At 40.7% G+C, this 24,451-nt stretch carries 24 protein-coding genes and 1 tRNA gene; 13 read left to right on the top strand and 12 right to left on the bottom strand.

Annotated elements, in window-relative coordinates:
- Positions 1-110 precede the first annotated feature (110 nt).
- From OXIME_RS08675 to OXIME_RS08645, 7 genes are all read left to right on the top strand, one after another.
- Positions 111-2,495, top strand: coding sequence for a glycoside hydrolase family 15 protein (locus tag OXIME_RS08675; RefSeq protein WP_393971443.1), 2,385 nt, complete (start codon positions 111-113; stop codon positions 2,493-2,495).
- Between the two features lie 57 nt (positions 2,496-2,552).
- Positions 2,553-3,116, top strand: a complete 564-nt coding sequence (locus OXIME_RS08670) for a HemK2/MTQ2 family protein methyltransferase (RefSeq protein WP_393971442.1) — start codon at positions 2,553-2,555, stop codon at positions 3,114-3,116.
- A 24-nt stretch (positions 3,117-3,140) separates the two neighbouring features.
- Complete coding sequence (locus OXIME_RS08665) at positions 3,141-4,226, top strand: OBG GTPase family GTP-binding protein (RefSeq protein ID WP_393971441.1); 1,086 nt, start codon at positions 3,141-3,143, stop codon at positions 4,224-4,226.
- A gap of 11 nt (positions 4,227-4,237) precedes the next feature.
- Positions 4,238-4,504 (top strand): acylphosphatase, encoded by a 267-nt coding sequence (locus tag OXIME_RS08660; protein WP_393971440.1) that lies wholly within the window; start codon positions 4,238-4,240, stop codon positions 4,502-4,504.
- 153 nt (positions 4,505-4,657) lie between these two features.
- Entirely contained in the window at positions 4,658-5,872 is a 1,215-nt protein-coding gene (locus OXIME_RS08655) for an FAD-binding oxidoreductase (RefSeq protein WP_393971439.1), read from the top strand.
- Positions 5,809-6,075 carry an FAD-linked oxidase C-terminal domain-containing protein gene (locus OXIME_RS08650; protein WP_393972271.1) on the top strand — a complete coding sequence of 89 codons (267 nt, stop codon included), beginning with the start codon at positions 5,809-5,811 and terminating at the stop codon, positions 6,073-6,075. Before OXIME_RS08655 ends, OXIME_RS08650 begins: the two co-directional genes overlap by 64 nt.
- A gap of 455 nt (positions 6,076-6,530) precedes the next feature.
- Positions 6,531-7,409 (top strand): diacylglycerol/lipid kinase family protein, encoded by an 879-nt coding sequence (locus OXIME_RS08645; RefSeq protein WP_393971438.1) that lies wholly within the window; start codon positions 6,531-6,533, stop codon positions 7,407-7,409.
- Here OXIME_RS08645 and ilvA read toward each other — a convergent pair.
- Genes ilvA through ftcD form a run of 3 tightly spaced genes read right to left on the bottom strand, consistent with a single transcriptional unit; the run spans position 7,406 to position 10,152 of the window.
- The gene (gene ilvA / locus OXIME_RS08640; protein WP_393971437.1) at positions 7,406-8,620 is read right to left on the bottom strand and encodes a threonine ammonia-lyase; all 1,215 of its coding nucleotides are present in this window, start codon (positions 8,618-8,620) and stop codon (positions 7,406-7,408) included. The two genes, OXIME_RS08645 and ilvA, sit on opposite strands and share 4 nt — an antisense overlap.
- Complete coding sequence (locus tag OXIME_RS08635) at positions 8,617-9,252, bottom strand: cyclodeaminase/cyclohydrolase family protein (protein WP_393971436.1); 636 nt, start codon at positions 9,250-9,252, stop codon at positions 8,617-8,619. The genes ilvA and OXIME_RS08635 overlap by 4 nt, the downstream gene beginning before the upstream one ends.
- A complete protein-coding gene (gene ftcD / locus OXIME_RS08630; RefSeq protein ID WP_393971435.1) occupies positions 9,253-10,152 on the bottom strand; it encodes a glutamate formimidoyltransferase in 900 nt (299 codons plus the stop codon).
- A 456-nt stretch (positions 10,153-10,608) separates the two neighbouring features.
- On the opposite strand from ftcD, the gene OXIME_RS08625 reads away from it, so the two are divergent.
- On the top strand, positions 10,609-12,975 hold the full coding sequence (locus OXIME_RS08625) for an adenosylcobalamin-dependent ribonucleoside-diphosphate reductase (protein WP_393971434.1): 2,367 nt from the start codon (positions 10,609-10,611) through the stop codon (positions 12,973-12,975).
- Positions 12,976-13,012: 37 nt separating this feature from the next.
- On the opposite strand, the gene OXIME_RS08620 is transcribed toward OXIME_RS08625, so the two are convergent.
- Positions 13,013-14,203, bottom strand: a complete 1,191-nt coding sequence (locus OXIME_RS08620; RefSeq protein ID WP_393971433.1) for a thiolase family protein — start codon at positions 14,201-14,203, stop codon at positions 13,013-13,015.
- A gap of 268 nt (positions 14,204-14,471) precedes the next feature.
- On the opposite strand from OXIME_RS08620, the gene OXIME_RS08615 reads away from it, so the two are divergent.
- Positions 14,472-14,556 (top strand) — tRNA-Leu (locus OXIME_RS08615).
- 283 nt (positions 14,557-14,839) lie between these two features.
- Here OXIME_RS08615 and OXIME_RS08610 read toward each other — a convergent pair.
- The 4 genes from OXIME_RS08610 to OXIME_RS08595 form a co-directional block, all read right to left on the bottom strand.
- Positions 14,840-15,181, bottom strand: coding sequence for an antibiotic biosynthesis monooxygenase family protein (locus OXIME_RS08610; RefSeq protein ID WP_393971432.1), 342 nt, complete (start codon positions 15,179-15,181; stop codon positions 14,840-14,842).
- A complete protein-coding gene (locus OXIME_RS08605) occupies positions 15,181-16,083 on the bottom strand; it encodes a hypothetical protein (protein ID WP_393971431.1) in 903 nt (300 codons plus the stop codon). Before OXIME_RS08605 ends, OXIME_RS08610 begins: the two co-directional genes overlap by 1 nt.
- Positions 16,084-16,147: 64 nt before the next feature.
- Positions 16,148-17,518 carry a cytochrome ubiquinol oxidase subunit I gene (locus tag OXIME_RS08600; protein ID WP_393971430.1) on the bottom strand — a complete coding sequence of 457 codons (1,371 nt, stop codon included), beginning with the start codon at positions 17,516-17,518 and terminating at the stop codon, positions 16,148-16,150.
- Positions 17,505-18,176 carry a hypothetical protein gene (locus OXIME_RS08595; RefSeq protein ID WP_393971429.1) on the bottom strand — a complete coding sequence of 224 codons (672 nt, stop codon included), beginning with the start codon at positions 18,174-18,176 and terminating at the stop codon, positions 17,505-17,507. Before OXIME_RS08595 ends, OXIME_RS08600 begins: the two co-directional genes overlap by 14 nt.
- 158 nt (positions 18,177-18,334) lie before the next feature.
- Here OXIME_RS08595 and OXIME_RS08590 point away from each other — a divergent pair, with 158 nt between their 5' ends.
- The 3 genes from OXIME_RS08590 (at position 18,335) to OXIME_RS08580 (ending at position 19,927) form a co-directional block, all read left to right on the top strand.
- Entirely contained in the window at positions 18,335-18,913 is a 579-nt protein-coding gene (locus tag OXIME_RS08590; protein WP_393971428.1) for a hypothetical protein, read from the top strand.
- Positions 18,914-18,970: 57 nt separating this feature from the next.
- On the top strand, positions 18,971-19,291 hold the full coding sequence (locus OXIME_RS08585) for a hypothetical protein (protein ID WP_393971427.1): 321 nt from the start codon (positions 18,971-18,973) through the stop codon (positions 19,289-19,291).
- Between the two features lie 114 nt (positions 19,292-19,405).
- Entirely contained in the window at positions 19,406-19,927 is a 522-nt protein-coding gene (locus tag OXIME_RS08580; protein WP_393971426.1) for a YrhK family protein, read from the top strand.
- A gap of 14 nt (positions 19,928-19,941) precedes the next feature.
- Here OXIME_RS08580 and OXIME_RS08575 read toward each other — a convergent pair whose 3' ends face one another.
- The 4 genes from OXIME_RS08575 to OXIME_RS08560 form a co-directional block, all read right to left on the bottom strand.
- Positions 19,942-20,235, bottom strand: a complete 294-nt coding sequence (locus OXIME_RS08575) for a TA0938 family protein (protein WP_393971425.1) — start codon at positions 20,233-20,235, stop codon at positions 19,942-19,944.
- Positions 20,219-21,118 (bottom strand): iron-containing redox enzyme family protein, encoded by a 900-nt coding sequence (locus OXIME_RS08570; RefSeq protein ID WP_393971424.1) that lies wholly within the window; start codon positions 21,116-21,118, stop codon positions 20,219-20,221. The genes OXIME_RS08575 and OXIME_RS08570 overlap by 17 nt, the downstream gene beginning before the upstream one ends.
- Positions 21,119-21,214: 96 nt before the next feature.
- Positions 21,215-21,607, bottom strand: a complete 393-nt coding sequence (locus OXIME_RS08565) for a hypothetical protein (protein WP_393971423.1) — start codon at positions 21,605-21,607, stop codon at positions 21,215-21,217.
- Positions 21,608-22,660: 1,053 nt separating this feature from the next.
- On the bottom strand, positions 22,661-23,026 hold the full coding sequence (locus tag OXIME_RS08560) for a hypothetical protein (RefSeq protein ID WP_393971422.1): 366 nt from the start codon (positions 23,024-23,026) through the stop codon (positions 22,661-22,663).
- A gap of 90 nt (positions 23,027-23,116) precedes the next feature.
- On the opposite strand from OXIME_RS08560, the gene OXIME_RS08555 reads away from it, so the two are divergent.
- Entirely contained in the window at positions 23,117-24,442 is a 1,326-nt protein-coding gene (locus OXIME_RS08555; protein ID WP_393971421.1) for an aldehyde dehydrogenase family protein, read from the top strand.
- Positions 24,443-24,451: the final 9 nt, after the last annotated feature.

The following is a 24,451-nucleotide window of genomic DNA, read 5'->3' as shown; positions in this document are numbered from 1 at the left end:
AGTGTATCATGCTTTAAATGATTTGCCCGGAGCGGCTGAATAAAGATACTTATTGTAAATTAAATAGTAAAACCAGATAGTATTAATAGGGCTGAAGTTATAAATTATCCATGTACACTTCAATGGATGCCCCTGGATCTCCGGGTATAAAACCATTCTGGACATCCAGCGCTAAAGAGGGTATAGGGACCTCATATTCAATAGAGAGCAGGATATGGTTTTCTATCTCCCACGGAATTGTCAACGAAATTTACTATCCAAGGATAGATATAGCCAATACAAGAGACCTGCAGTTTGTAATAACTGATGGGAAGAACTTTTTCTCAGAGGAGAGGAGGGATACCTTTCATGAGATGAGGAGGCATGAAGGAAAAATTCCTGCCTTTGAGATCGTTAATAGATGCAAAAGCGGTAATTACGAGATTTCAAAGACAATAATTTCAGATCCCAATTCAGATGTTCTTCTCCAGAAAGTAAAGTTCAGAAATCTTAAAAAAAATCCCTTAAGAATATTCGTCCTGATATCTCCGCATATAAAGAACAATGGATGCTGCAACAATGGATGGGTGGGTGATTACAAAGGCTCTCCATCGCTATATGCTGAAAGAGAGAACGTAGCATTTTCTCTTCAGGTTTCCAATGGCTTCAGCGCAGCAAGCGCCGGCTACGTTGGATATTCCGATGGATGGCAGATTTTAAAAAAATATGGGTATCTTGCTGAAACCTACCAGAGATCACTTAATGGAAATGTGGCCCTCGTAGCAGAGATAAGACCAGATAAGAATGGGGAGTTTACTGTTGCCCTGGGTTTCGGGGAGAACCCTGCAGAAGCTGGTGAGAAGGCGAGGCTTTCACTCCAGAAAGGGTATGATTTGGCCTATGACCGCTACATTGATTCGTGGGACAAATTTCTTCATACACTGAACAAACCAGTTAGTGAAGAAAAATTTGAACTTTTTGATGTGAGCTCCACCGTCATAGAGACACATCGGGCAAAGGGGCAGTTCCCAGGGGCAATAATAGCAAGCCTTTCTATCCCATGGGGAAATTCAAAAAGTGACGATGATCTGGGAGGTTACCACCTGATATGGCCAAGGGACATGATCGAATCCGCAGAAGCACTGGTTGCCATAGGCGATTTTGATAACTCAAAGAAGGCTTTGGAATTTCTCAAAGCAACGCAGGAATCAGATGGGCACTGGAACCAGAATATGTGGCTGGACGGATCGCCCTACTGGCAGGGAATCCAGATGGATGAGACAGCGTTTCCAATCATCTTTGCAGACATACTGAAAAGATATGGGATAATAAAAGCTGACTATGCGTGGGATATGGTGAGGAAAGCTGCGCAGTTCATTGCCAGCTATGGACCTGTAACGCAGCAGGACCGATGGGAAGAAGACGGGGGATTTTCCCCTTTCACCATAGCTGTAGAAATTTCAGCCCTGCTATGTGCCGCTGATTTTGCCCATGAAATGCATCAGCATAAAATAGCGGAATTTCTCAGGGAGACTGCTGATATCTTTAATTCCAATATAGAGACATGGGTATATGCTACCGGCACTGAAACTTCCAGGGAATATGGAGTTGATGGATATTATGTTCGTATAGCGCCACCTGACAGCGCCATGAAATGGGCTGGATCTGCCATGAAGGGGTTTGTACCCATAAAAAACAGACCTTCGTGGGATGGAATGCAGAGGCCTGAGAATATAATAAGTACTGATGCACTTGCACTGGTCAGGTTCGGAATCAGGAAGGCGGATGATCCCCGTATACTTAACACCGTTAAAATTATAGATTCAGTACTTAAAAGCCATACAGCAACTGGCCCGGTATGGCACCGTTACAACCATGACGGATACGGAGAACACCGTGATGGAAGCCCCTTTGATGGTACTGGGACGGGAAGAGGCTGGCCTCTTCTTTCCCTTGAAAGGGGGCATTATGAACTTGCTCTTGGCAATAAGAAGGGAGCCCTTGAACTCATAAGATCGGTTAAGAATCAGACAAGCCCCGGAGGCCTTCTCCCGGAACAGATATGGGATGAAAAGGACATTCCGGAGAGGAACCTGTACAACGGCAAACCATCTGGATCGGCCATGCCACTTGTCTGGGCTCACTCAGAATATATAAAACTTGCACGTTCTATTGCCGACGGCAAAATATTTGATACGCCTCCACAGACTTATAAGCGCTACATTGTGGAAAATAAGACCGTAAACAGCACAATCTGGAGTTTCGCAAATAAGGTTACAATGATAGTTATAGGAAATAATGTAAGGATAGATGTTCTCGCAAAAGCTAAAATTCACTGGTCCATAGATGGATGGCAGACTGTGAATGATACAGAGACCACTGATTCCGGAATAGGAATACATTACGCTGATTTCAAAATGGAAATGATGAGAAAGGGAGAAAAGCTTGTTTTCACATTCTTCTGGACAGAATCCGGAAACTGGGAAGGCAAAGATTTCACTATAATGGTTGGATGAATTGAATCTTTCAATTTTTCTATTTTCGCACATTAGCCTGAGGGATAAGTGTTTAAAATGCTGAATTATAGGGGTGTGACCATAAAACCATGCGCGGGTGTTTACCAACCTGCTGAAGACTCGTTTCTTATGGTGGATGCCATAAAATGTGGAAAAAATGTACTGGAGATCGGAACTGGCACAGGCATCATTTCCATATACTGTGCATCTAATGGATCAAAATGCACTGCAACAGATATAAGCGAAAAAGCACTTGAATGTGCTAGATTCAATGCAGAACTGAACGGGGTGAAAATTGAATTTATACATTCCAACCTCTTTCTCAATATAAGGGGAAAATACGATACAATAATATTTAATCCACCCTATCTTCCAACTGATGATAATATAGAGGAATCTGAGCAGTGGGACGGGGGGCCTGACGGTTTCAGGGTTACAAGGCAGTTCCTCAAGTGTGCCTGGAAATTTCTTGAAAAAAATGGTGAAGTTTATCTGATTCTCTCAGACCTTACTGACATCAACTCCCTGATAGCAGAGTTCAAAAATTATAATTTTAATAAACTAGGTGAGAATACCTTTGAATCAGAGAGAATAATAGTTTTTTCTGCCAGACCGGCTTAGATGAGATGGGATAAGGGTGTTTGAATGGGCATTGAGGAACGGATCAAGGAAATAGAGGAGGAGCTTAAAAAGACTCAATACAACAAGGCCACTGAACACCATGTGGGGCTTCTTAAGGCAAAGATGGCAAGGCTTGAACTTGAGGCAGAATCACATAAAAAAGGAGGAGGCATGGGATTTGCTATTCCAAAAACAGGGGATGCCACCGTTGCCCTGGTTGGATTTCCAAACGTTGGAAAGAGCAGCCTCCTCAGTGTGCTCACCAATAAGCAAAGTGAGATTGGGAATTTTGCGTTCACAACCCTGAAAGTTATACCCGGCACGTTGGACTACGAAGGGGCACAGATACAGATCCTGGATCTGCCTGGAATAATAGAAAATGCGGCCGTAGGATCAGGCAGAGGAAGGGAAGTTCTGAGTATAGTCAGAGGTGCAGATCTCATAGTAATAGTTACCGACGTGAATGTTGGAGGCATAGACAAGATTGTAAATGAACTCCACAAGGGGGGCATAGTGGTAAACAGAAGGCGCAAGAATATATCTTTCAAGAGGACAAATAGCGGAGGCATAAGAGTCCATAAACCAAGAAAGGTTGAGATTAATGATGGTGAGATAAGGGATATACTGAAGGAGTTCAAGATCACCAATGGGGAGCTTTACATAAGGGAGAGAATAGACGCCGAAGATCTCATTGATTTTTTACGTGGAAATACCGTTTATGTTCCGGCAATAGTTGTAATAAACAAGATAGATCTGCCCCACAACATGGAAATGATAAAGAGATCTGTTGGCAATATCGGGAAAATCGTGGAAGTATCAGCTTCAAAGAGAATAGGAGTAGACAGGATGAAGAGTGAGATTTACAATTCTCTAGAACTGGTGAGGATTTACCTCCGGGAAAAGTCAGGAGAGATCGATTACTCAAGGCCGCTTGTGCTCTCCAGAGGGGCAAAAGTGGAAGATGTTGGAAGAAAGATAAGCAGAGAGATGGTACAGTCATTCCGCTATGCCATAATATCAGGTCCAAATAGAAAAATGAATGAAATAAGAGTCGGACTGGATTATGAGGTAATGGATAGGGATGTAATAACCCTGATAAGCAGGAATTGAGGGGTATAAACTTGATATGCAGGATGGTTGTATTTCGTGGAAAGGTACAGGGAGTTAATTTCAGAAGGCAGACTGCCCTTAAGGCCGAAGAACTGTCTATTTCAGGATATGTAAAAAATAATCCTGATGGGACAGTGGAGGCAGTTTTTATGGGCCCGGAGAAGAATGTAAGGTATATTATTGATTTCTGCAGGACTTCAATTGTGAATGCTGAGGTCCAATCATACCAAGAGAAAGTAGCGGCATGGTCTGAGGATGGATTTAGGATTCTTCACTGAAACAGTTTTGATTTATAAAGAAATTTGACAAATTTAATAATTGATTTGCCATGTTAGTAAATCATGTCAAAGATGAACATCCTTTATGGTTCCGGAGATGGGTAAAAGTTAACTCCTGGATTGAAATCTTTTCTTGATTCAAACCTTGGGAGAATGGAACCATCTGAAGCATGGGATGGAAATGTGGAGGTTCCGGATCTGAAGACGGATAGCGACCTTGCGGGGTATCTTTCCATGATTCTTAAGAAAAACAACTTTACCCTTAACCCGGAGGAAAGATTTGTTCATTCATTCGGGCAGTCCTCACTTGAAATATGCAGGATGAGAGATGGGATATTTCCGGATATTGTTGATGCTGTTGTGTTTTCTGAATACAGTGAAATAAAGCCTCTTCTGAAATTGGATCTTGAAAAAGGGTTTCAGATAACAATTTACGGAGGCGGAACTTCTGTTACAGGCGGGCACATTTTCAAGAGAAGAGGAAGAGTGGTTTCACTTGATACGAAAAACTTGAAGGAATTCAGGAGAGGAATTGGTTATGTTGTTTTAGGTGCTGGATTTAAGGGACAGGAGGCTGAAAATCTGATCAATACCCATGGCCTTACCCTTGGAAACTTTCCAGAATCCATAAAGTTTTCAACCATAGGGGGATGGATTGCAACAATAGCTTCCGGTCAGGAATCAAATCAGTATGGGGGGATTGAGAATATCCTTCTTTCCGCCAAGGTTTCCAGAAGTGATGGAGAGGTACAGCAGCCCTTAGTTCCAAGGGAAAGTTCCTTACTTGATACAAAAACCCTTGCACTTGGCAGTGAGGGGAGGCGTGGCCTAATAACTGAAGCTGCCCTTAACACCTACAGGTCCCCTGCAAACCGGTCGTTTTCAGTCTACTTTTTCAGGACATTCAGCGAAGGAATCAATGCCATAAAAAAGATCAGAAACTTGCCATCTGTGATCAGGCTTTCTGATGAGCCTGAGACTATGTTCTCAATGGGTACAGCCCATGAGGACACAATGAAAAGAGTTTTAAGGAGATATATCAGTGCCAGGGGCGCACAGAAGGGGTCAATGCTCATTGTGATGAATAACGATGCAAGTGCACTCCTGAATATTCCAGGTGCAATATACACAGGTCCCAGGATTGGGAGAAAATGGTTCAGGGAACGCTATGCAAGGCCATACATCAGAAATGAACTCTGGAAGAGAGGCATAGTTTCAGATACTCTTGAAACCTCTGCATCATGGGATAACGTTGAACCTCTTCATTCAAAAGTTTTGGACGCATTTTCTGAAAAACCTCTGAAATTGGTTGTAAAGGGATCATTCTTTCCCATATTTCCCATATCTACAATTCAGGATCTTCCATAAATTTCACATTCATGATGAGAAAATGCAAGCCTGAGACCCTTCAAGATCTTAGGGATACATTGACAAAGACGTTTATTCAGTATGGGGGGAGTCTCAGCCACCACCATGGATTGGGACCTTATCTGTCCGAATATCTTGAGAATCCTTTAAAGAACATAGAGAGTGAAATGCAGGACCCTCTGTTTTCAAAGGCATGGGAGTGAGATTAGAATTTTTGTTGCAGTAAGAAATTTTGAAATTAATTGGATAAAAAACGTTTTAATTTGGAAACAACAAGTTAGTGAACATGTTCTGGAATCTTTCATCTGCATGGAATAAAAACTCCTTACAGAATTTCCATAGACTTCTCAATGGTTGCTAAAAAATGGTTCATTTCTTTACCTGGCGGAAATATGGCCTAATGCAGGCATGTTTCTGGACTTCTTGATATCCAGACGGCAAATGGTGTGAGTCTGAAAGTCATGGATATAAGGCTTCCAGCAATCAATTAAAGCAGAATGTTACATTGCTGCTTTTACCGGCATATCTTAAAATATTAATGCCCCTTATATCTTGAATACATAACAGGAGGAATAACTGGAAAGGATCTATTCCATCCAGACAGGAGAGATAAGAATATGGCTGAGATTGGGAAACTTTTAGAGGTAGATCTGGAGGTGTGTGTCTGGCGGCAAATGTTCTGATTCTTAATCCTGCATCAGGCGGCGGATACATCATGGAAAAATGGCCTGAGATCAAGAGATCACTTCAGGGCCTCGATTATACAACATTTATTACCGAGAGACCTGGACATGCTGAAGAAATTGCCATGGAAGCAGTGAATAATGGTGCCGAATATGTGATCTGTGCCGGAGAAGACGGCACACTGAATGAAGTTATTCAAGCAATGGTTGGGACAAATACTACTCTTGTTCCAATTTCTGCTGGAACCGGTTCTGATTTCATAAGGAGTTCCCCCCTTTATAACGGAATCATAACAAGCCTGATGAGAAATCATAGCAAGAGGAGAATTGACTGCGGCTTAGTGAGATACAATGGAGGAGATCGTTATTTTCTGAATGTACTGGAGATTGGCTTTGGAGCCTCTCTCATGATGAGGGTCAATGCAGTGAAAAATAAAGGAGGCAAAAATGTGCCTTTCATGTCGATTCTCAGGGAGATCTGGGATCTAAAATACTATGATATGACTGTTGGGCTCAGTCATGGAACTGAAGATATAAGGTCACCTGAGATCATGATAGCCAACGGCAGATATTCCCATGGAGGTATGAAAACATCACCGGGTTCAGTCATAGATGACGGAATGCTTGATGTTCATATAATAAAGGACATAGGCATGATAAGAATGCTTGCCAATCTGACAAACTTCAGAAACGGCAGATACGTTAAAAAGAGATCGGTCAGGAATATGGTTCTTAAGAATATAAGTGTAGGAGGAGATCCCGCACCAATTCAAGCTGACGGAGAAGTCCTTGGGACCACTCCGGCAATGATTTCAGTTGTTCCGGAATCTCTATATGTTCTATCAGACAGTTAACTGACTATTTCATAACTGTAGCCAAGTTTTTCTATTCTTTCCAAAAGTTGTTTAAGGTGATTTTCTCCCCTTATGTTTACAGAAAATTTCACAGTCTGAAACCCAACGGGGGTATTTCTGGAAAGATTATCCACTTCAGCATGGAATATATTTCCTCCAACCTCTGAAATTGCAGATGAAATTTTGAAAAGTGTTCCTGGCCTGTCCGGAATTCTGAATTCCAGCCTTACCAGCTTTGATTCCATTTCCATTGACTTATATATTATCTTGGATAAGAGAAGAAGATTTGTGTTTCCACCTGAAATTACACATACAACCTTCTTCCCCTTCACGTCTACTTTTCCATCCATTATGGCTGCAAGGCTGGCAGCTCCTGACGGTTCAACTAAAATCTTATTTCTCTCCAGAAGCACATAAATGGCATGGGCAATGATCTCATCCGATACGGTGACGATGTCATCAACAAGCTTTGAGGCTATAGAGAGGGTAATCTCACCCGGATATTTCACAGAAATTCCATCAGCTATGCTGCTTCCACTAGTATGTGGAACCACCCTTCCTTCTTTAACAGAGAGCCGCATTGAATCGGAAAGTTCTGACTCGACCCCCACTATCCTGATAGATGGCTTCAAAATCTTTGATGCTGTTGAAATTCCAGAAATGAGCCCCCCTCCACCTATGGGAACAATAATTGTATCCACGTCTGGGAGTTCCTCAACTATCTCCAGCCCGATGGTTCCCTGACCAGTTATAACACTGTAATCATTGAAGGCTTCTATGAACACCATGTTCTCCAGCCTGGCCAGTTCGTCAGCCTTAAGTTTGGAATCACTGTAATCATTCCCGTATAGTACTACTTCAGCACCGTAATTCTCAACAGCATTTATTTTTGCAGGGACCGAAACCTCCGGCATGACGATCTTTGCCTTTATTCTATTAAACTGTGCCGCATATGCAACTCCCTGGGCATGGTTCCCCGAACTTGCAGTTATAACTCCCCTCATTTTTTCTTCCGGAGTTAATTTTGAAATGCGGTAAAGTGCCCCCCTGGCTTTGAAAGAGCCAGTTTTCTGGAAATTCTCCAGCTTCAGGTAAAGCTCGCATCCGAAAAGCTTTCCAAGTGTTGTTGCCCTGTAAAGAGGCGTCTTGTTTATCTTTCCATTCAGGTATTCGGCGGCTGCTTTGAAATCCTCCAGTTTCAGTTCTGTCATTGTTTCCTGACCTCCGGATTGATGATTTTTGATGTAATGGTTTCTATTCTTTTCAGAATTTCTGAAGCATTCTGAAGAAATAGCTTCATCTTTATCTCTTCCATCTCCCTGTATACTTCATCCTCTATACTTTTCAGGTTTATGGCAACATTATACAGAACTCCTTTGATGGCACTCTCAGCAAAAATACCTGCGCATGCTGAGTCCGTGACTGCACTTTTTATGCCATGCCTTGTGATCACCTCAGCCATCTCCATTATTAAGTAAGATGCCCTGGCAATCTTCCATGGGACCATTATAGCTATTTTAGAAGCTTTCTCAATCTCCACTTTTCTCATTCTGGCATTTTCTTCAGTGCTTTTATCCATACCCCATGCTTTTACTATGAGGTTAAAAGCTTCTTCATCCTCTTTCATAAGTTCTATAAGATCCTTCTTCACAGCAATAGATCTACTTTCAATGCTTTCCATCTCCTCTCTGTATGCAGCATATGCCTTCTTGGCCTTTGTGAGAGATGCCACCATTGATACGAGTGACGCTGCTGTTACGGACACAAGAGCGCTGGCTGCTCCTCCTCCCGGGGTGGGAGACGGACTTGACAGGCGTTCCATGAAACTATCTAAAGTTTCCATTTACTCACCCCATACCTTTTTTTCCAGTATCTGATCCATTTTGAAATTGTTGAGCTGAAGGTAGAATTTGGATGCCTCCATCAGTGCGTCCATTGGAACAAGCCCAATAACCTCAGATTCCGCTATAGTAATCCCAAATCTGGATGCTTCAATCCTGACCATCTCAAAGGCCCGGTATATTGGAGTTTTCCTGAAATTTGTCAGGTTCATTGAAATCTGGACTTGCTTCTTGTCCTCCAGGAAAAATGCCAGTGATTTTACGAAGGTCAGCCCTCCATCCTTTGATCTCAATGCCCTTGCTATCTTCTTTCCGGCTGATAGATCAGTAGAGTTAAGGTTAACATTGTACGCAATCAGGAAATCTCTTGCACCAATAATTGTTGCACCCTCCTTTCCCATAGATGCAGGTCCGAAATCCGGTCTCCATTTCTCCTCTCTTATGGATTCTTTCAACTGTTCATACTGGAAATTCTTATTCCTTATGTCTTCCAGATTCTTTCTATTTTCCTTCATAGAGGCTTCCCCGTACATATATACAGGAATGTGAAGTTCCTCACCAACCCTTTTCCCCAGATCCCTTGCGAGTTTTATGCAGTCTTCCATGGTGGACCCGGAGAGGGGGATAAATGGAACCACGTCCGCAGAACCGAATCTGGGATGTTCTCCTGTGTGCTTATTCAGATCGATCAACTCAGATGATCTCTTAATGCCACGAAATGCCGCCTCTACTGCAACTGATTGATCAGCAGTAAATGATACAACGCATCTGTTGTGATTCTGATCCATTTCAACATCGAGAATTCTGACACCCTGAACAGCTGAAATGGATTCAACTATATCATCAACAATCTCCTTTCTTCTCCCTTCACTGAAGTTTGGAACGCACTCAACCATTTTCATGAATGGATATCTATAATACCGTTATAAATCTGGTTTACACTCCAAGCAACCACTTATTTGATATCTGCACCATCCCTAAGCTAAATGCTGAACTTTAATTATATAGTATTTTGAATTTTTATAAGAATGGCCAGCAAATTCAGATACATACCTTAATTGATCCTTTTTAAAAATATGACCTTACTTCTCTTATATCCTTATAATAAGCAGTTGATTACATACATTAACAGGTCAGGTCATATATATGGTAAAATATGTTTTATCTAATTTGAATAAAATGTAGCTGATGTTCCTTCATAAGTATCTTATAATTGACAATTAATGTTACCAGGCAGGTAACCCTATCCGATCACATTAACTCTTCATTGTGATCAGAAAAGATCTATCGAAGGATTTAAAAAGATTTTAAATAAATCTATGAAATCCAAAGGTTACCCTCTTTGGAGTGATTAAAAGATGATAAAAGATCAGGAAAAAAACAGATCAAAAATCAAGAATATAGTTAAAAGGGACGGCACTGTCGCTAACTTTGAAAAGAGCAAGATTACAAGGGCCATATACAAAGCAATGCTTTCAGTTAAAACTGGATCAATGGCGGACGCTGAAGAGGTTGCTGACAACGTTGTCAAACAGCTCGAAAAGATAAATGGGAATCCCTCGGTTGAACAGATCCAGGACCTGGTCGAGAATACCCTTATGACCTCTGTCAAGAAGGCTGTTGAATACAAAGAGGTTGCCAAGGCCTACATCCTTTACAGGGAAAAAAGAAGAATCATAAGAGATGAGAAGGAGAGGCTTGGTGTAAAGGATGATCTTAAACTTTCCATAAATGCGGTTAAAACACTGGAAGCAAGATACCTGCTTAAGGATGAGGAAGGTAAAATCATAGAAACGCCTGGACAGATGTTCAGGAGAGTTGCAATACATGTTGGAATAGTTGAACTCCTTTATGATTACATGAAATTCCAAAAGAAAGGTATTGTGGCTGAGAACGGAAAAAAGATACCTGTTTCTGGCATTATACCCACCCAGATGGAAGTTCTGAAAAGGGCATTCACTCACCTGGTAAACGAAGAACAGCTAACCGGTACATTTGAAGAATTTATGAACTTTGTTCAGACCAAGCCAACAACAGCCATGGATACCATAGACAAATATGAGCAGATAATGAGGAATCTTGAATATGTTCCAAATTCACCCACAATGATGAACGCAGGGGCAAGGCTGGGACAGCTCTCAGCATGTTTCGTCCTTCCAGTTCCAGACAGTATAGAGGACATATTCGATGCACTGAAGTACCAAGCAATGATCCATAAATCCGGAGGAGGGACCGGATTCTCTTTCTCTAGACTCAGAGCCAAGGATGACCTTGTTGGATCCACAAAAGGTGTTGCTTCAGGCCCAGTTTCATTCATGAAGATTTTTGACATCACCACTGACGTCATAAAGCAGGGCGGTAAGAGAAGAGGAGCTAACATGGGCATACTGAAGTTCGATCACCCTGACATTATGGATTTCATCATGAGCAAGGATTCTGAAAACACAATACTGAGCAATTTCAACATCTCAGTTGGAATGACTGACGAATTCTTTGAAAAGCTTGATGCAGATGATTACATAGAGTTGAGAAATCCAAGAACCGGAAAAACAGTGAACAGGATAAAGGCAAGAACCATGTGGGAGACAATAATAAACAAAGCATGGCAGACCGCCGATCCGGGACTGATATTCCTGGATGAAATAAACAAGAGGAATCCAGTAAAGAACATAGCAGATATAGAGGCGACAAATCCATGCGGGGAACAGCCCCTTTTACCATATGAATCCTGCAACCTTGGTTCCATAAATCTGAGCAAATTTGTCAAGGATGGGGAGGTGGATTATGAGAGGCTGAGAGAGGTCATAAGGCTCAGTACGAGATTCCTTGATGATGTAGTGGATGCAAACAAGTTTCCTGTTGATAAAATAGAGGAAATGACAAGAAAAACTAGAAAGATCGGTCTTGGATATATGGGATTTGCCGATATGCTTCTCATGCTTGGAATACCTTACAACAGCGGAGCTGCCCTGGAAATGGGAGAGAAGGTAATGAGCTTCCTTCAGGAAGAATCCCACATGGAATCAGAGAGGTTGGCTGAGGAGAGATTCGTATTTCCTGGATGGTATGGATCAACTTACCAGGAACAGGGGATAAAGATGAGAAATTCCACAACTACCACAATAGCCCCTACTGGGACAATATCAATTATAGCAAATTGCTCATCTTCAATTGAACCTCTGTTTGCACTTGCATTCGTGAGACATGTCCTTAACGGGCAGGAACTTATGGAGATAAACAGACATTTTGAAAACGCCTTAAAGAACAAAAATATCTTTTCAGAGGATCTTATGCACGAAGTTGCGAGAACAGGGAACCTTCATGAGATAGATGTGGACCCCGAAATAAAGAAGGTGTTTGTAACAGCCCACGAGATAGATCCAGAGTGGCATGTACTTATGCAGGCAACTTTCCAGAGGTACTGTGATTCGGGTGTGTCAAAAACCATAAATCTTCCATCCGATGCCTCTCCAGATGACATTGCCAAAGCCTACAGACTTGCAAAAGATCTGCACTGCAAAGGAATAACTGTCTACAGGGATCAGAGCAAGGTTCAGCAGGTCCTCTACAGTGGAACAAAAAGCAGGAAGGAAGAAAAGAAGGAGATCAGAAAACCTGAAGTTGAGCAGAAAGTCATAGAGCTCATGACAAAGGTTCCAGATAAATACCTGAAGTTGGATGCAACATTCGATCCTGCATGTCCTACTGGAAAATGCGATAAATAATTTTAATTCACAAAAATTTTTTTTATATTCCCAGTAGTTATTCCTGAATTTTCTCTATTATCGCTCCGTTGGCCATACCGCCACCTTCACAGATTGCAATCAAGCCTATCTTTTTCCCACGAAGTTCAAGAGCATTTATCATTGTTGCCAGTATTCTTGTTCCTGTTGCACCAAGCGGGTGACCCAATGCTATTGCCCCTCCATGCACATTCAGTTTTTCAGAAGGCACATCAAACTCTTCCTGCCACGCAAGAACAACGGGCGCAAAAGCCTCGTTTACCTCAAAAAGGTCAATCTGATCAATTGACATGCCCGCCCTTTCCAGAAGTTTCCTGGTAACCGGTATTGGCCCGGTAAGCATTGTTACCGGGTTAACACCCACCACAGCCGTCTCAATTACCTTTGCTCTTGGTTTCAGATTATTTTTCCTGGAGAATTCATCATTTGCTATCAAGGAAAGACTTGATCCGTCTGATATCTGGCTGGAGTTTCCGGCAGTTATGAGTTTTAATCCTGTAAATGCAGGTGGAAGTTCCCTCATCTTATTCAGATCTGCGTTGGGCCGTACACCTTCGTCGTGGTCAAAGGTAATAAATTCACCCGTTTCATCCTGCTTTATCCCTATCTTCACCGGAACTATCTCCCTTTGCATGCTTTCTGAAGCCGCAAATGCCTTCCGGTGGCTGTTGAAGCTGAATGTATCCATTTCCTCTCTCTTGATGTGCCAGTTATTGGCTATAAGTTCAGCACCCTTTGCCTGGCTGAACCATTCCTTTTCTAAGCCGTATCTCATTTTAAGTCCAAGTGTTATAGGGTTTCCTGTGCTATTGATAGTACTGCCAAGAGGGACTCTTGTCATTGATTCCACTCCACCAGCCATCACTGCGCTATACTGTCCAGACATTATGCCTGCTGTGGCAAACTGGAGTGCCTGTAAACTTGAACCGCATTGTCTGTCCAACGTAACTCCGGGGACTGATTCCGGTAAGCCAGCCGAGATCCATGCATTTCTGGCTATGTTGAATCCCTGATCCCCCGCCTGGCTGACACATCCAATTATAAAATCCTCAATTTGTGAAGGTTCAACCGATGTCTTTCTGATCATAGCTTTTGTGATATCTCCCAGCAGATCAACAGGATGCAGATCCCGCAGGCTTCCGTTTCTTCTTCCTATGGGTGTTCTAAGAGATTCTACCACATAGGCTTCCTCAAGCTTTCTCACCGACATTATGATAACTACTTAGCCTATGTCTGGAGGTATTTAATTTTTATGCACTTTTTTACCGGTGTCTTCAGGTAACTGCTTGATCAGATGAGGGGAACTTTGTTTTTTTTGTGGCTTAGAGAGTCTGGATAAATAAAAGATTGCATCTCTATGTGTTATAGAAACATTTGAAGAATGCCTAAGTTAACATGATATTTTCATGGGAAATTCAAAGAGTCAACCGCAAAATAGAACAAAAATTATTATCTATTTCACAATGCCAGTCAGTTAAGCAAGGGTAGTCGAGCTTGGTCAAAGGCGCCAGATTGAGGGTCTGGTTCCGTAGGGATACGAGGGTTCAAATCCCTCCCCTTGCATTTTGAGACATTGTTGTCCTTTTTAATCGACTTTAAAATTATTGATCAGTGAATTTCCTGTAAAGCATTTAAGATTAATTTTTCTGTTTGGACTTGAAAAAGGAAGAAACGGCCATAACTGCTGGTGAAAAATTATGACACAGAAACGAGTGCAGACCTCCCTACATGGTAACATGTATTCAAAAACAATTTAATACTCTGTCGACACCAAAATAACTGTGGGAATTAAATCCCATTAAAAGTTCGGAAAGAATATGGCTTTTGTAAATGCTTGTATCCAGGATCAATAGTCCATGAAAATCTTATGGTACGGCTTCCCCTCTACAATCAATTTTCCGAATTTTGTGACTTCACCGAACTCTCTGCTCTTTACAAAATTAGAAAAAGATTCAACGCTGTCCCACAAACTAAGTATCATATAGCTGTTCTTTCCAACCTCTCTGTATAGATGAGCTTCTTTGTAGCCCTCTGCATTAAGCTTAAGGAATTCAACTGTGTCCTGGAATGTGTTCTCGAACTCTTTTTCATGCCCCTCCTTAATCGTGTAATAGAAGCCAATGTTTGCCATTTTTTTATGATATTCCAACTTTCCTTTTCCAACATTTCTGACTTTAGATTCGTTCATTATACACCTCTTTCTTCCTGATCAAGATCATTTCCCCTTATAGTATTTCTAAAACCTCCAAAATACATACGGAAATAAAATATCATCATGGAACCAACAAATATTATCATGAGTATGCTTAGATCAAACATAGCAGATTGAATTGCCACACTGGAAAAATAACCCCTTACATCAACTGTACCTCCAAAAAGATAGGGGAAGAATGATCTCTCTATAATTGCAACCGAAATGCTCATCAGCGCTATGTAGAATATTTTGTTTTTTCCTATTACTGCCGTTTTCCGGATATTATAGAGGACAGGGATAAGAATTGTGAGAACTATAGGTATTACAAGATATGGATAGAATACAAAGTTCTTTAGAAATGCAAAAGAAACGGCATTTATGACAAGACCTGTAGCAGTTATGTAAATGGAAGACCTTCTATTTCTCTCCATGTCATAAAATACGTATGATAGACCAAGAAATATGATGGCACTTCCAAGGATTATTCCATCGTCAGGGAGGTAGGAGAAGAAGGGTATAAGATTGAACGAATGTGCAGATATGTTTATCCCTTTTCCTGTTAATATGGAGACGTATATTACAAGGATGATAGCCCCAAGCATCAGCGTGACAATTGAATATATCCTGTATAGGGTTTTTTCTGATATGAAGCTCTTTTTCCATATAAATTCTGCAAAAATAATGGATGCATTCCTTGTGCTGTACAGTATCATAAACAGAAGAATTAAGAAAATGTAAGTTTCGGCAACTATGGGCAGAAGACCTGGGGCTAGCGCCTCCACGTTCACTACATAGAGAATAAAAAACGTACCGGTAATCTCCCATATTGGTATTATGAACCTTTTTACCTGTTTTCCATATGATCTGTAATGCATCAGCAGTGCAGAACCTGCCATGAACTCGGTGCTGATTATTGCAAAGAAGACTGCGAAGATGACACTGTTCAGGAAGAATTCTGATTCAACGATCTGATACGTTTATTTCACCCCCTTTCTTCTCATTCAGGGGTTTATCATTGAATTCCCTGAAATTCACAGTCTTTGCAGTATAGTAGATTGTGAATGGTATGGCAATGAGATAGAACAAAATCATTGCAATTCCAAGCGGAACAATAGATGATGAGGTATTGGCTGCTTGAGATACTTTCATGACATTGTAGATAATCCATGGTTGTCTCCCCACTTCATCAGTAACCCAACCGGATTCGTATACAAGCAGCCCGAGTACTCCTGATATCATGCCTCCAAGGATCACAAACCTGTGGGTGTAAGGATCTTTGTGCAACAGATAGCCCAGAATGACAAAAAATGCAAAGAGACCGATGAGGGTTCCACCCATTACCATGACATCAAATGTAAGATGAATGAAAAGAGGTGGCCATAGACTCTGGTTGGGGAACATGTTGAGTCCGGGCACCGTACCTTTTCCAAGTGTTAAGGGAAATGCAAGCAGACTCTGCAGATGAGGAATGGTTATTGCATACAATATATTCCCGTGAGAGAAAATGCCCCCTATTTTTTCAGCAGCGTCTGTTGAACTGTGCAGATTCAACTCAATCGCAGCATATTTCAGTGGCTGTTCCACTATCAGCATTGACGCAGTTAACGTACCGCTCAATCCTGCAAGTAATATGAAGAAACCCGATATTGCTGTGGATATCTTCAGCAAAGCCCTGGAGGCAACTTTGGCAATACCCTTTCCCTTAAGATAGAAATAGGAAAAGAATGTGATCATTAGAAAACCTCCGGCAGCATACGTGGTTGTAACAACGTGGAATTCCTCGCTCCATGTGGATGGTCCGTTGAATACAGCCCAGGGATTTATTCCCGTAAGTGCTCCTGTTGTAAGGTATGCATGTATATTGAACCCAACCGGGGTATTCATCCATGCATTTATCATTGTTATGAAAATCGCAGAGAAAGCAGTACCTAAAACAACCATCACTGAAAGAAGCCAGTGAGAATACCTGTTCTTGAATCTATCCCAGAAATATACATACATGACAAGTGCAATTGCCTCAAGGAAAAATGCAAAAACTTCCGAATAGAATGGAAGAATCGACACATACCCAACAATCCTCATGAAACCAGGGAACAGAGCAAAGAGCTCCACCGCAATAAGTGTACCACTTGCAGTGCCGATTGCAAATATAATTATAAGCGTCTTTGCCAGTCTTCTTGATATTTTTTCATAGAGTTCATCCTTTCTTCTTATAGCTATAAGTTCAACAATTGATACAAGAAGTGCCAGTACCATGGATATAACTACCAAAATTATGTGGGATCCTATTGAAAACGCAAAAAATACCCTATCGAAATTAATTATAGACAACTTTCTTTACCCCCTTTTTCACAAATAAAGTGCTGAAATCTACGAACCCCATCCACAGAAGGAGTATACCTATAAATTCAGCATAATATAGAAATGATGGAAAGGCCGCTATATAAAGGGTTCCGGCTATGCTTACAACCACTGTTCCAGCTATTATATAAAGCATTTTGTGGCTTTTCTTTTCCCTGTAAGAAATGGCAGCAGTAACAATAAGAATGAATGCAGCCGGAAATGTTACAAAGGAGGATGCAACTGCCACAAGAAATGGAAGAGGCCCGAAAACCACACCTCCTATGATTATATTTCCAACCGGTGAATATGTAAGTGATAATAGGAGGAATATATCCACTGCGACTGAATATACTGTATATGAAACCATGTATCTGCCCTTTTTCATCAGATTCAATGAACCCATGGAAAGCAGCTGCACCAGAACTGCCACTGCAAAGAGATATCCTCCCATCAGTACAGGTATATATATTGAAAATGAGAATACAACTTCCAGCAAAACCGCAAAAGCAAACAACCACATTCCCAACGACCAGTACAGGAAAGATTTATTTTTAGCCTTGAAATAGTTTTTTGTGAGAAGATTAGCCAGTGCAGAACTTGCTATGAATATGAAAAATGTTGAGCCAAAAACCACACCTGCTGCCATATTAATTCTTTCCCCTTAGTTAATACTAATTTTTGCAAAATATAAAAGGATTCATGCACACTGATGTGAAGTAATGATCAGTTTTGCACATGTTTGATCCCTTGGAACTTATAGATGATTTATAAGGATACAAATAATATGCATGAAGGTTAAAAGGCATGAGCAGACTGAATATTTCCCTGAGTAATGAAACTTTGAAGAAACTGGAAGACGAAGCTCAGAGACAGGGCAAAACTATCAGTTCAATTGTAAGTGAGGCATCCAGGATGTATATGGAAATGGAATCTTCAGGCATAAGCATAAATCACATAAGAAATACTATCCTTATTATGAATATTCTCAAGGCGACTGATTCAGTGCCTGTCCCATCTATTCTGCTTGATTCAATAATTAAACTGTCGATGAGATCCTCCGAGACTGAGGCTATAGACAAATGGTTTGAGCGGGGTGAGGTTGTGGGAAACATAATAAAGCAGTATGCACCCGACATCGCCTCCCTGAAGGTTGCCATTGACAATATGAAAGACTTTCTTCCGTCAAATATGATCCGGATAAAGAAAGACAATTACAATGTGGAGATAATTCTCTCTGGGGCAGGATACAGCAAAGAGGCATCAAAATGCACATGTTCTGGAATAGAAGGATTTCTCAAGTCCTATGGCATTAAAGTCCAGAGCTCAGAAAACACAGAGGGTTTTGTGAAGGTTAAAGGCATTTTAGATCCTGCTATTTCATAAAACAGAAAAAACAGGACTCATTCATAAAAATAAATAATATTGTGCACATAGAGAATTATGGAAGATGATAGAGAGATTTTTTTGTATATGGCCTCTTTGATTCACAATGGCACTTACAATTATGGAGTAAGATGGAAGGACTTCTATGCCGCGTTTTCAGAAATATCATCCTCCGATCCAAGAAAGATATGCTCTGATCTTGTGAGTGAGGGATATGCTGAATCATCAGAGGATGATGATCCATTCATGATCATATCAAGAATAAGCGTTGATGTCTCTGATTTAACAATACAGAAGGTGTTTAACGCCATAAGCAAAGATACTGCATCATACAATCTCTCCATATGCTATAGTATTGAGCCAAGCCTGGTGAAATGAATATTATCCGCAGCTTATTATGGTGCATACACTGTGAGAGAATCGCCTGTAGCAAGGGCTCTTTTGCCAATTTGCACATCGGATGAATTTCAGAATGATCAACGGGTGGCAAAAATGGTTAAGGAGTCCATATCTAACTGGAACAGGGATTTGTCTGCCATAACTCCTTTGATTCATAACCGATGGTTTTTAGATCTTCTCTTCATGCTTAAGAATGGAAAGTATGGAAATGGAGGCTTCAATTACATAGAAAATATGGAAACCGCTGAACGCGACGAATTCCTAAAAGGATCGATTTCAATAATAGATAACGGCCTGCTTGTAACCCTCATCCTTGGATTTGAAAAAATTTATTCCATGGGAGATGTGGCTAAAACCATGGACATATATGCACATAGATCCAGAAATAAGGATAGAATCGCCAGATTGTATTGGTATCTAAGTATAGGTAACGACATCATGGTTGGGCTTGAATTTCTTATTGGTAGTTTTGAATTCTTTCCTACCGGCAATGAAACGCTTGGTGTATACCTTTTCATAGCTGGAAGTTCCCAGCTGCTCATAAGGCCAATTATTGAGATATCAAAGAGAATTCACCTCTACAGAATCAACAGGACAAAGATATACCTGAAATGATTTCACCGAAGAATCTATCGTTCTTCGAATTTCATCATCCTCCCGTCACCGTATGTTCTGAAATAATATTTGAATTCACTATTGCCGTAATAGGCTGTGCATTCCCTTCCTGAACTGTAGTTTCCATGAAGTTCCACACCATCTATGGTATTCCATCCGGTTCTTTTCCTGACCTCTTCCACCATGTTCTGGAATATGTCCGCACATATATTACAGCAGAAGAACATGTCTTCTCCCTCTATATTTCTGTGGTACTCTCCCCAGGTAGCATTGCACAGGCCACAGCCTTCTTCATTGTTTGTCTTCAATCATTTCACCTCTCTCCAGTCTTGCTTCAAGATAATCTGAAAACGCATTTGCCGATAGAAGATATGCCCCCTGTATATCCTCTAAATTTTCTTTTGTACAGTACTTTTCAATAATGTCAAGCGCCACGTAGGAATGCGAAACATCAGCCTCATAACCTTCCCTTAGAAAGTCTTTGACCTCTGCTGTTGCCTTCCCTTCCGAAAGAATATCCGGATTAAAATATGGATATTTTGCCCCGTGTCTTCCAAGGTCCCTGTTAGCCACCAGCTCCAGGGAATGCATTGCCGCCATGGTTTCTATCCATGTTCGATTGGTTGCAATTCTGTTCCATATAGATATAGCCTTTGAAGTGGCTGGAAGAGGATTGGATTGGAGGATGGTTCTTCTGTCAAGCCCCAGTGATTCGCCCATCCTTATGAGCAGTTCATGATGAGATGGAACATCTTTCCCGTATCCATGAAGCTCAGTCATTATGTTTTCCAGTTCATAGTCCTGAACATCCTCAAAATCTGTCTTTGCAATTACGTATGAGCATGATTTGATCCACTGCTTGAGAAAATGGTGATGCTCAATAGCATATCCTCTGAGAACATTAGCATTATATGACTGCATAGCAAGAATGAATGGGTGAGGGTTTGGACCCCTGAAATGATCCACAAAATCTCTTATTATCCAGTCCTTGATACTTTTCCCCTTCAGCGAATAGTATTCGGAGAGCATTCTGGACAATTTCCTTTGATCTTTTCTCTCTTTAGTTATGTTTCTATTTAGCCAGGATACATGAGACGAATCGCTCTTTTCAGAAAGTTCCAGAAAGTGAGTTGCAAGTTCGCTGTATTTTCCGCTGTCGAATCTGATTCCGCATACAGCACAGTCTACCATACTTTATACATGCAGGATTGCTATTAATCAATTTTGGAATCAGAATGCCGGGACACAGGATAATATGAATCCATCCTGCTTTCAATGCCCGGGTATTTATATAGAGGAAATTTGAACATGAGTTGGTAGAAGGAAAATAGCACTAATCACGAAATAGATTATCACAAGAAGTATCCATGCGATTATTGCTATCAGGAAGCCGTTGAGCCATCCTGTTCCCACCATGCTTTTTACAACATAGACCATGCCAATGAGACCAACTATAAAGCCAATTATTGGGGTAAATATGCTGAAAATCAGTAATAGAACAGCGAATGCTATTATGGATAAGAGAGCGATGATCATCCCCCTGCCAACTGATATTTTTTTCCTGATAACTGAAGATGTTGCGATTTTTATTACAAATCCGTCTATGATCCAAGAAATCAGAAGAGTCAGAAAAAGCCCGATTACAAGTGCAATAGAATTCAGGAAATATGGATACACCATAGCATATTGATAGGAGTGTATTTTAACTTTGCTTAGAGTCAATGTCCACACTATTCTCTCATTCATTTCCTTGTGTTCAGATTAACACCAAAAAGAGGTGTTCCTGTATCCAGAGTTCTTAAATATATTGAAAACACAGACCGGAACCATCAGTGTAGTTCAGTTCAGAAATGGTTTGCGCCCTCCCATTTACTGCCCTTTAGGTTAATTCATTTTGAATATTGTATTGTATATATAGTAACATGCAAATGCTTTGTTGTATTTATCATTTAACGACTAAAAACGCTGCCTCCAAAACACATGAAAAAGTTGTCATTGAGGAGTGGAAGAGAAAGCAGTGTTATGAGATGATTGATGCCGGTGACAGTTGCAATAGAGAAGGATTCCGGATAGGTGAAGAAGTAAATTGAAAGCCAATATCCCCAATAAGTAAAGGAAGAAAAAGATCATAATGCAACAATACCCTTCCAGTATGAATCCGGCATGCAATCCTCTTTAGACAGAGGGATGGCATGATCTCCTCGTAAGAGAGGAGAGGCTATTGATGTGAGGGAAAAGAGGGAGAAGATATGAATATCCTTACTTCATGATTGTGAATGTCATTGATTGTGAATGTCATGAATTATGATTTCATCATAAAGTTCCTAAAGTTCCTTGGCCAGATCCTCTCTAAAATACATGGATACCTATTAGATGCCCATGAATATTCATGGGCAACATGATCCAAAGGATCAATAAGGTCAAACAATTCTTCAGAATTCATAATTATGGAATGGTAACAAGAGGTATTACATCATACTCCCCAGAATTTGATCATAATGATAATCATGATTATAATCACGATGAATAAGCATGAAATGCCCTGAAGTATCAGGAACTTTTAAATTTCTGCCATATGATCTATGAGGATCTCTAAGACAGAGCAGAGGAGACATTACTGAAGATGAAAAATAATCTGGAAAGGATAAAGAAAATAATAAGAAGAAAAAACTTCCAATGCCTTAAGAGGTGAGAATTCATTAAGGCAAAGTAGAATGAGAGCATAAAATCTCTTCACTGGAAAAGAAAGTATATTAGTAAAATTATTCCAACTGCTATTATTCCTATACCTATATAGTATAACAGATAGCTTTTTTTTCTTGGAGACATCCCAAATTCAGAATAATCATTTATATTTGAATACTCATAATCAGATCTATCTTTTTCTGTAGCCTTACCTCCATCTAAGGTTGCTGCGGCTCCCCCATTCTGGTTACTCCTGTTTCTCCCAAGGCTTATAAATGGAAAAAAGAAGAAGAAGGGCACAAAATCAACAACTCCATCCTGTGAAGGAAAAACCCTTGGAATTATGACATAAATTGACAGCATTGCAACCAGGTATATCCCCCAGAATAGAATGATGTATGATCTTTTTCTCAACCCTATCTTCAGTGAATTTTGATCAACATATTATTATTTGCGCATACCCCATAAGTCATATTAATTAACCTTTTAAGCCTGTTTGTTACAATGGATGTACTTAACAAATTCACTGGAAAGCTGGCGAGAACTTATGAGACCTCTGATAAAGCCTCCATTGCCGGAATATTAGGTAAAAGCAAGGATGCTTTCAATTTAATGAAAATAACGGATTTCCCTGATAGAATAAAGGCACTCCGGGTGGTTTTGAATAGAATAGCAGAGAATGAAAAATCTCTTTCAGACCTAATTACTGAAGAAACAGGAAAGCCGAAAAGACTTGCTTCCTCTGAAATATTGACAGCTCAACACATAATAGAGGCTTCAATGCAGGCAATAACTGGCCCTTCTTATGACTCAACCGACCATTCATTATTGAGGAATACGTTAAACTATTGGGTTCACAGAAATTTTGCCAGAGGGACTGTAGCGGGCACTTGCGATTACGGGAACCCTCTTTCAAGTGCAGCATTGAAAATTGCTGCTTCGGTTGCTACCGGAAACACTCTTCTTATATTTCCATCCAGGATTGCTCCTACCCCCTCACTTAAGCTTATTTCATATATTGAAGAGACAAAGCTGCCAGAACATGCAATTCAGCCCATACTTACCGAAGAATCGGGAATCCTAGACGAAATGCTTTCTATGGTGCATAAACCTTATGGAAACTGGGAACTTGTTTTTGACTATGATGAATTTCATCAGTTTACGATGCTTGAGAACTTTGAGAAAAGACCGGAAAACCGCATTGTAATAATCTGGAACGATGCGGATCTTGACAGCGCTGCGGAAACTATAACAAACTCCCTTTTCATGGCAGGCCATGGCGGTTATATCAGGTCCATGAAGATCATCATACACAGGGATGTTGCAGAATATACTGTGAACAGATTCATGGAGATAATATCATCGATGAAGATAGGCGATCCTTCAGACCCTGATACCGTTATTGGGCCACTGGTAAGTGGAACCATGATCTCGATGACCTCAGATATTCTGGAGGAGGAGATAAGATCAGGATCCTACCCACTTCTTGATCTGAACATTAAACCCCCTTTCATTTATCCTGTTCTTCTGGACAGTACGGGAAATAAAGGGCCTATGGCAACAAAAGGGGTATTTGGGCCGGTGATGTCCATATACAGAATTGATTCCCTTCAGGAAATTGTGGATATGTGCGTAGAGGGGGGAGAATATGGCGATGCCTCTCTTTATACTTCAGATATTAACATAGCCAAGTCCCTTTTTGAGAGAGTGGGGTTTTCATCACTGAATGTCAACTTGGAACCTGTTTTGAGACCTGAATATTCCAGGACTATTTTCAGTTCTGAGTTAAATTCTCCGGTATACACAAAAAGATCTGTCCTCAATTTTTGACCTTTTTTT

It is taken from the genome of Oxyplasma meridianum, assembly GCF_038024865.1.
Lineage (GTDB): Archaea > Thermoplasmatota > Thermoplasmata > Thermoplasmatales > Thermoplasmataceae > Oxyplasma > Oxyplasma meridianum.
This window is presented reverse-complemented; position numbering and strand designations above follow the sequence as displayed.

Bases quoted from the DNA above. Each gene is read 5' to 3' on its own strand.
- OXIME_RS08625 (WP_393971434.1), top strand. From the start codon at position 10,609: ATGATAAAAGATCAGGAAAAAAACAGATCAAAAATCAAGAATATAGTT.
- OXIME_RS08570 (WP_393971424.1), bottom strand. From the start codon at position 21,118: ATGGTAGACTGTGCTGTATGCGGAATCAGATTCGACAGCGGAAAATAC.
- OXIME_RS08665 (WP_393971441.1), top strand. From the start codon at position 3,141: ATGGGCATTGAGGAACGGATCAAGGAAATAGAGGAGGAGCTTAAAAAG.
- OXIME_RS08675 (WP_393971443.1), top strand. From the start codon at position 111: ATGTACACTTCAATGGATGCCCCTGGATCTCCGGGTATAAAACCATTC.
- OXIME_RS08610 (WP_393971432.1), bottom strand. From the start codon at position 15,181: ATGAACGAATCTAAAGTCAGAAATGTTGGAAAAGGAAAGTTGGAATAT.
- OXIME_RS08595 (WP_393971429.1), bottom strand. From the start codon at position 18,176: ATGGCAGCAGGTGTGGTTTTTGGCTCAACATTTTTCATATTCATAGCA.
- OXIME_RS08670 (WP_393971442.1), top strand. From the start codon at position 2,553: ATGCTGAATTATAGGGGTGTGACCATAAAACCATGCGCGGGTGTTTAC.
- OXIME_RS08635 (WP_393971436.1), bottom strand. From the start codon at position 9,252: ATGGAAACTTTAGATAGTTTCATGGAACGCCTGTCAAGTCCGTCTCCC.
- OXIME_RS08605 (WP_393971431.1), bottom strand. From the start codon at position 16,083: ATGGCAGGTTCTGCACTGCTGATGCATTACAGATCATATGGAAAACAG.
- OXIME_RS08580 (WP_393971426.1), top strand. From the start codon at position 19,406: ATGGTTAAGGAGTCCATATCTAACTGGAACAGGGATTTGTCTGCCATA.
- OXIME_RS08555 (WP_393971421.1), top strand. From the start codon at position 23,117: ATGGATGTACTTAACAAATTCACTGGAAAGCTGGCGAGAACTTATGAG.
- ftcD (WP_393971435.1), bottom strand. From the start codon at position 10,152: ATGAAAATGGTTGAGTGCGTTCCAAACTTCAGTGAAGGGAGAAGAAAG.
- OXIME_RS08565 (WP_393971423.1), bottom strand. From the start codon at position 21,607: ATGGTGTATCCATATTTCCTGAATTCTATTGCACTTGTAATCGGGCTT.
- OXIME_RS08590 (WP_393971428.1), top strand. From the start codon at position 18,335: ATGAGCAGACTGAATATTTCCCTGAGTAATGAAACTTTGAAGAAACTG.
- ilvA (WP_393971437.1), bottom strand. From the start codon at position 8,620: ATGACAGAACTGAAACTGGAGGATTTCAAAGCAGCCGCCGAATACCTG.
- OXIME_RS08585 (WP_393971427.1), top strand. From the start codon at position 18,971: ATGGAAGATGATAGAGAGATTTTTTTGTATATGGCCTCTTTGATTCAC.
- OXIME_RS08655 (WP_393971439.1), top strand. From the start codon at position 4,658: ATGGAACCATCTGAAGCATGGGATGGAAATGTGGAGGTTCCGGATCTG.
- OXIME_RS08620 (WP_393971433.1), bottom strand. From the start codon at position 14,203: ATGTCGGTGAGAAAGCTTGAGGAAGCCTATGTGGTAGAATCTCTTAGA.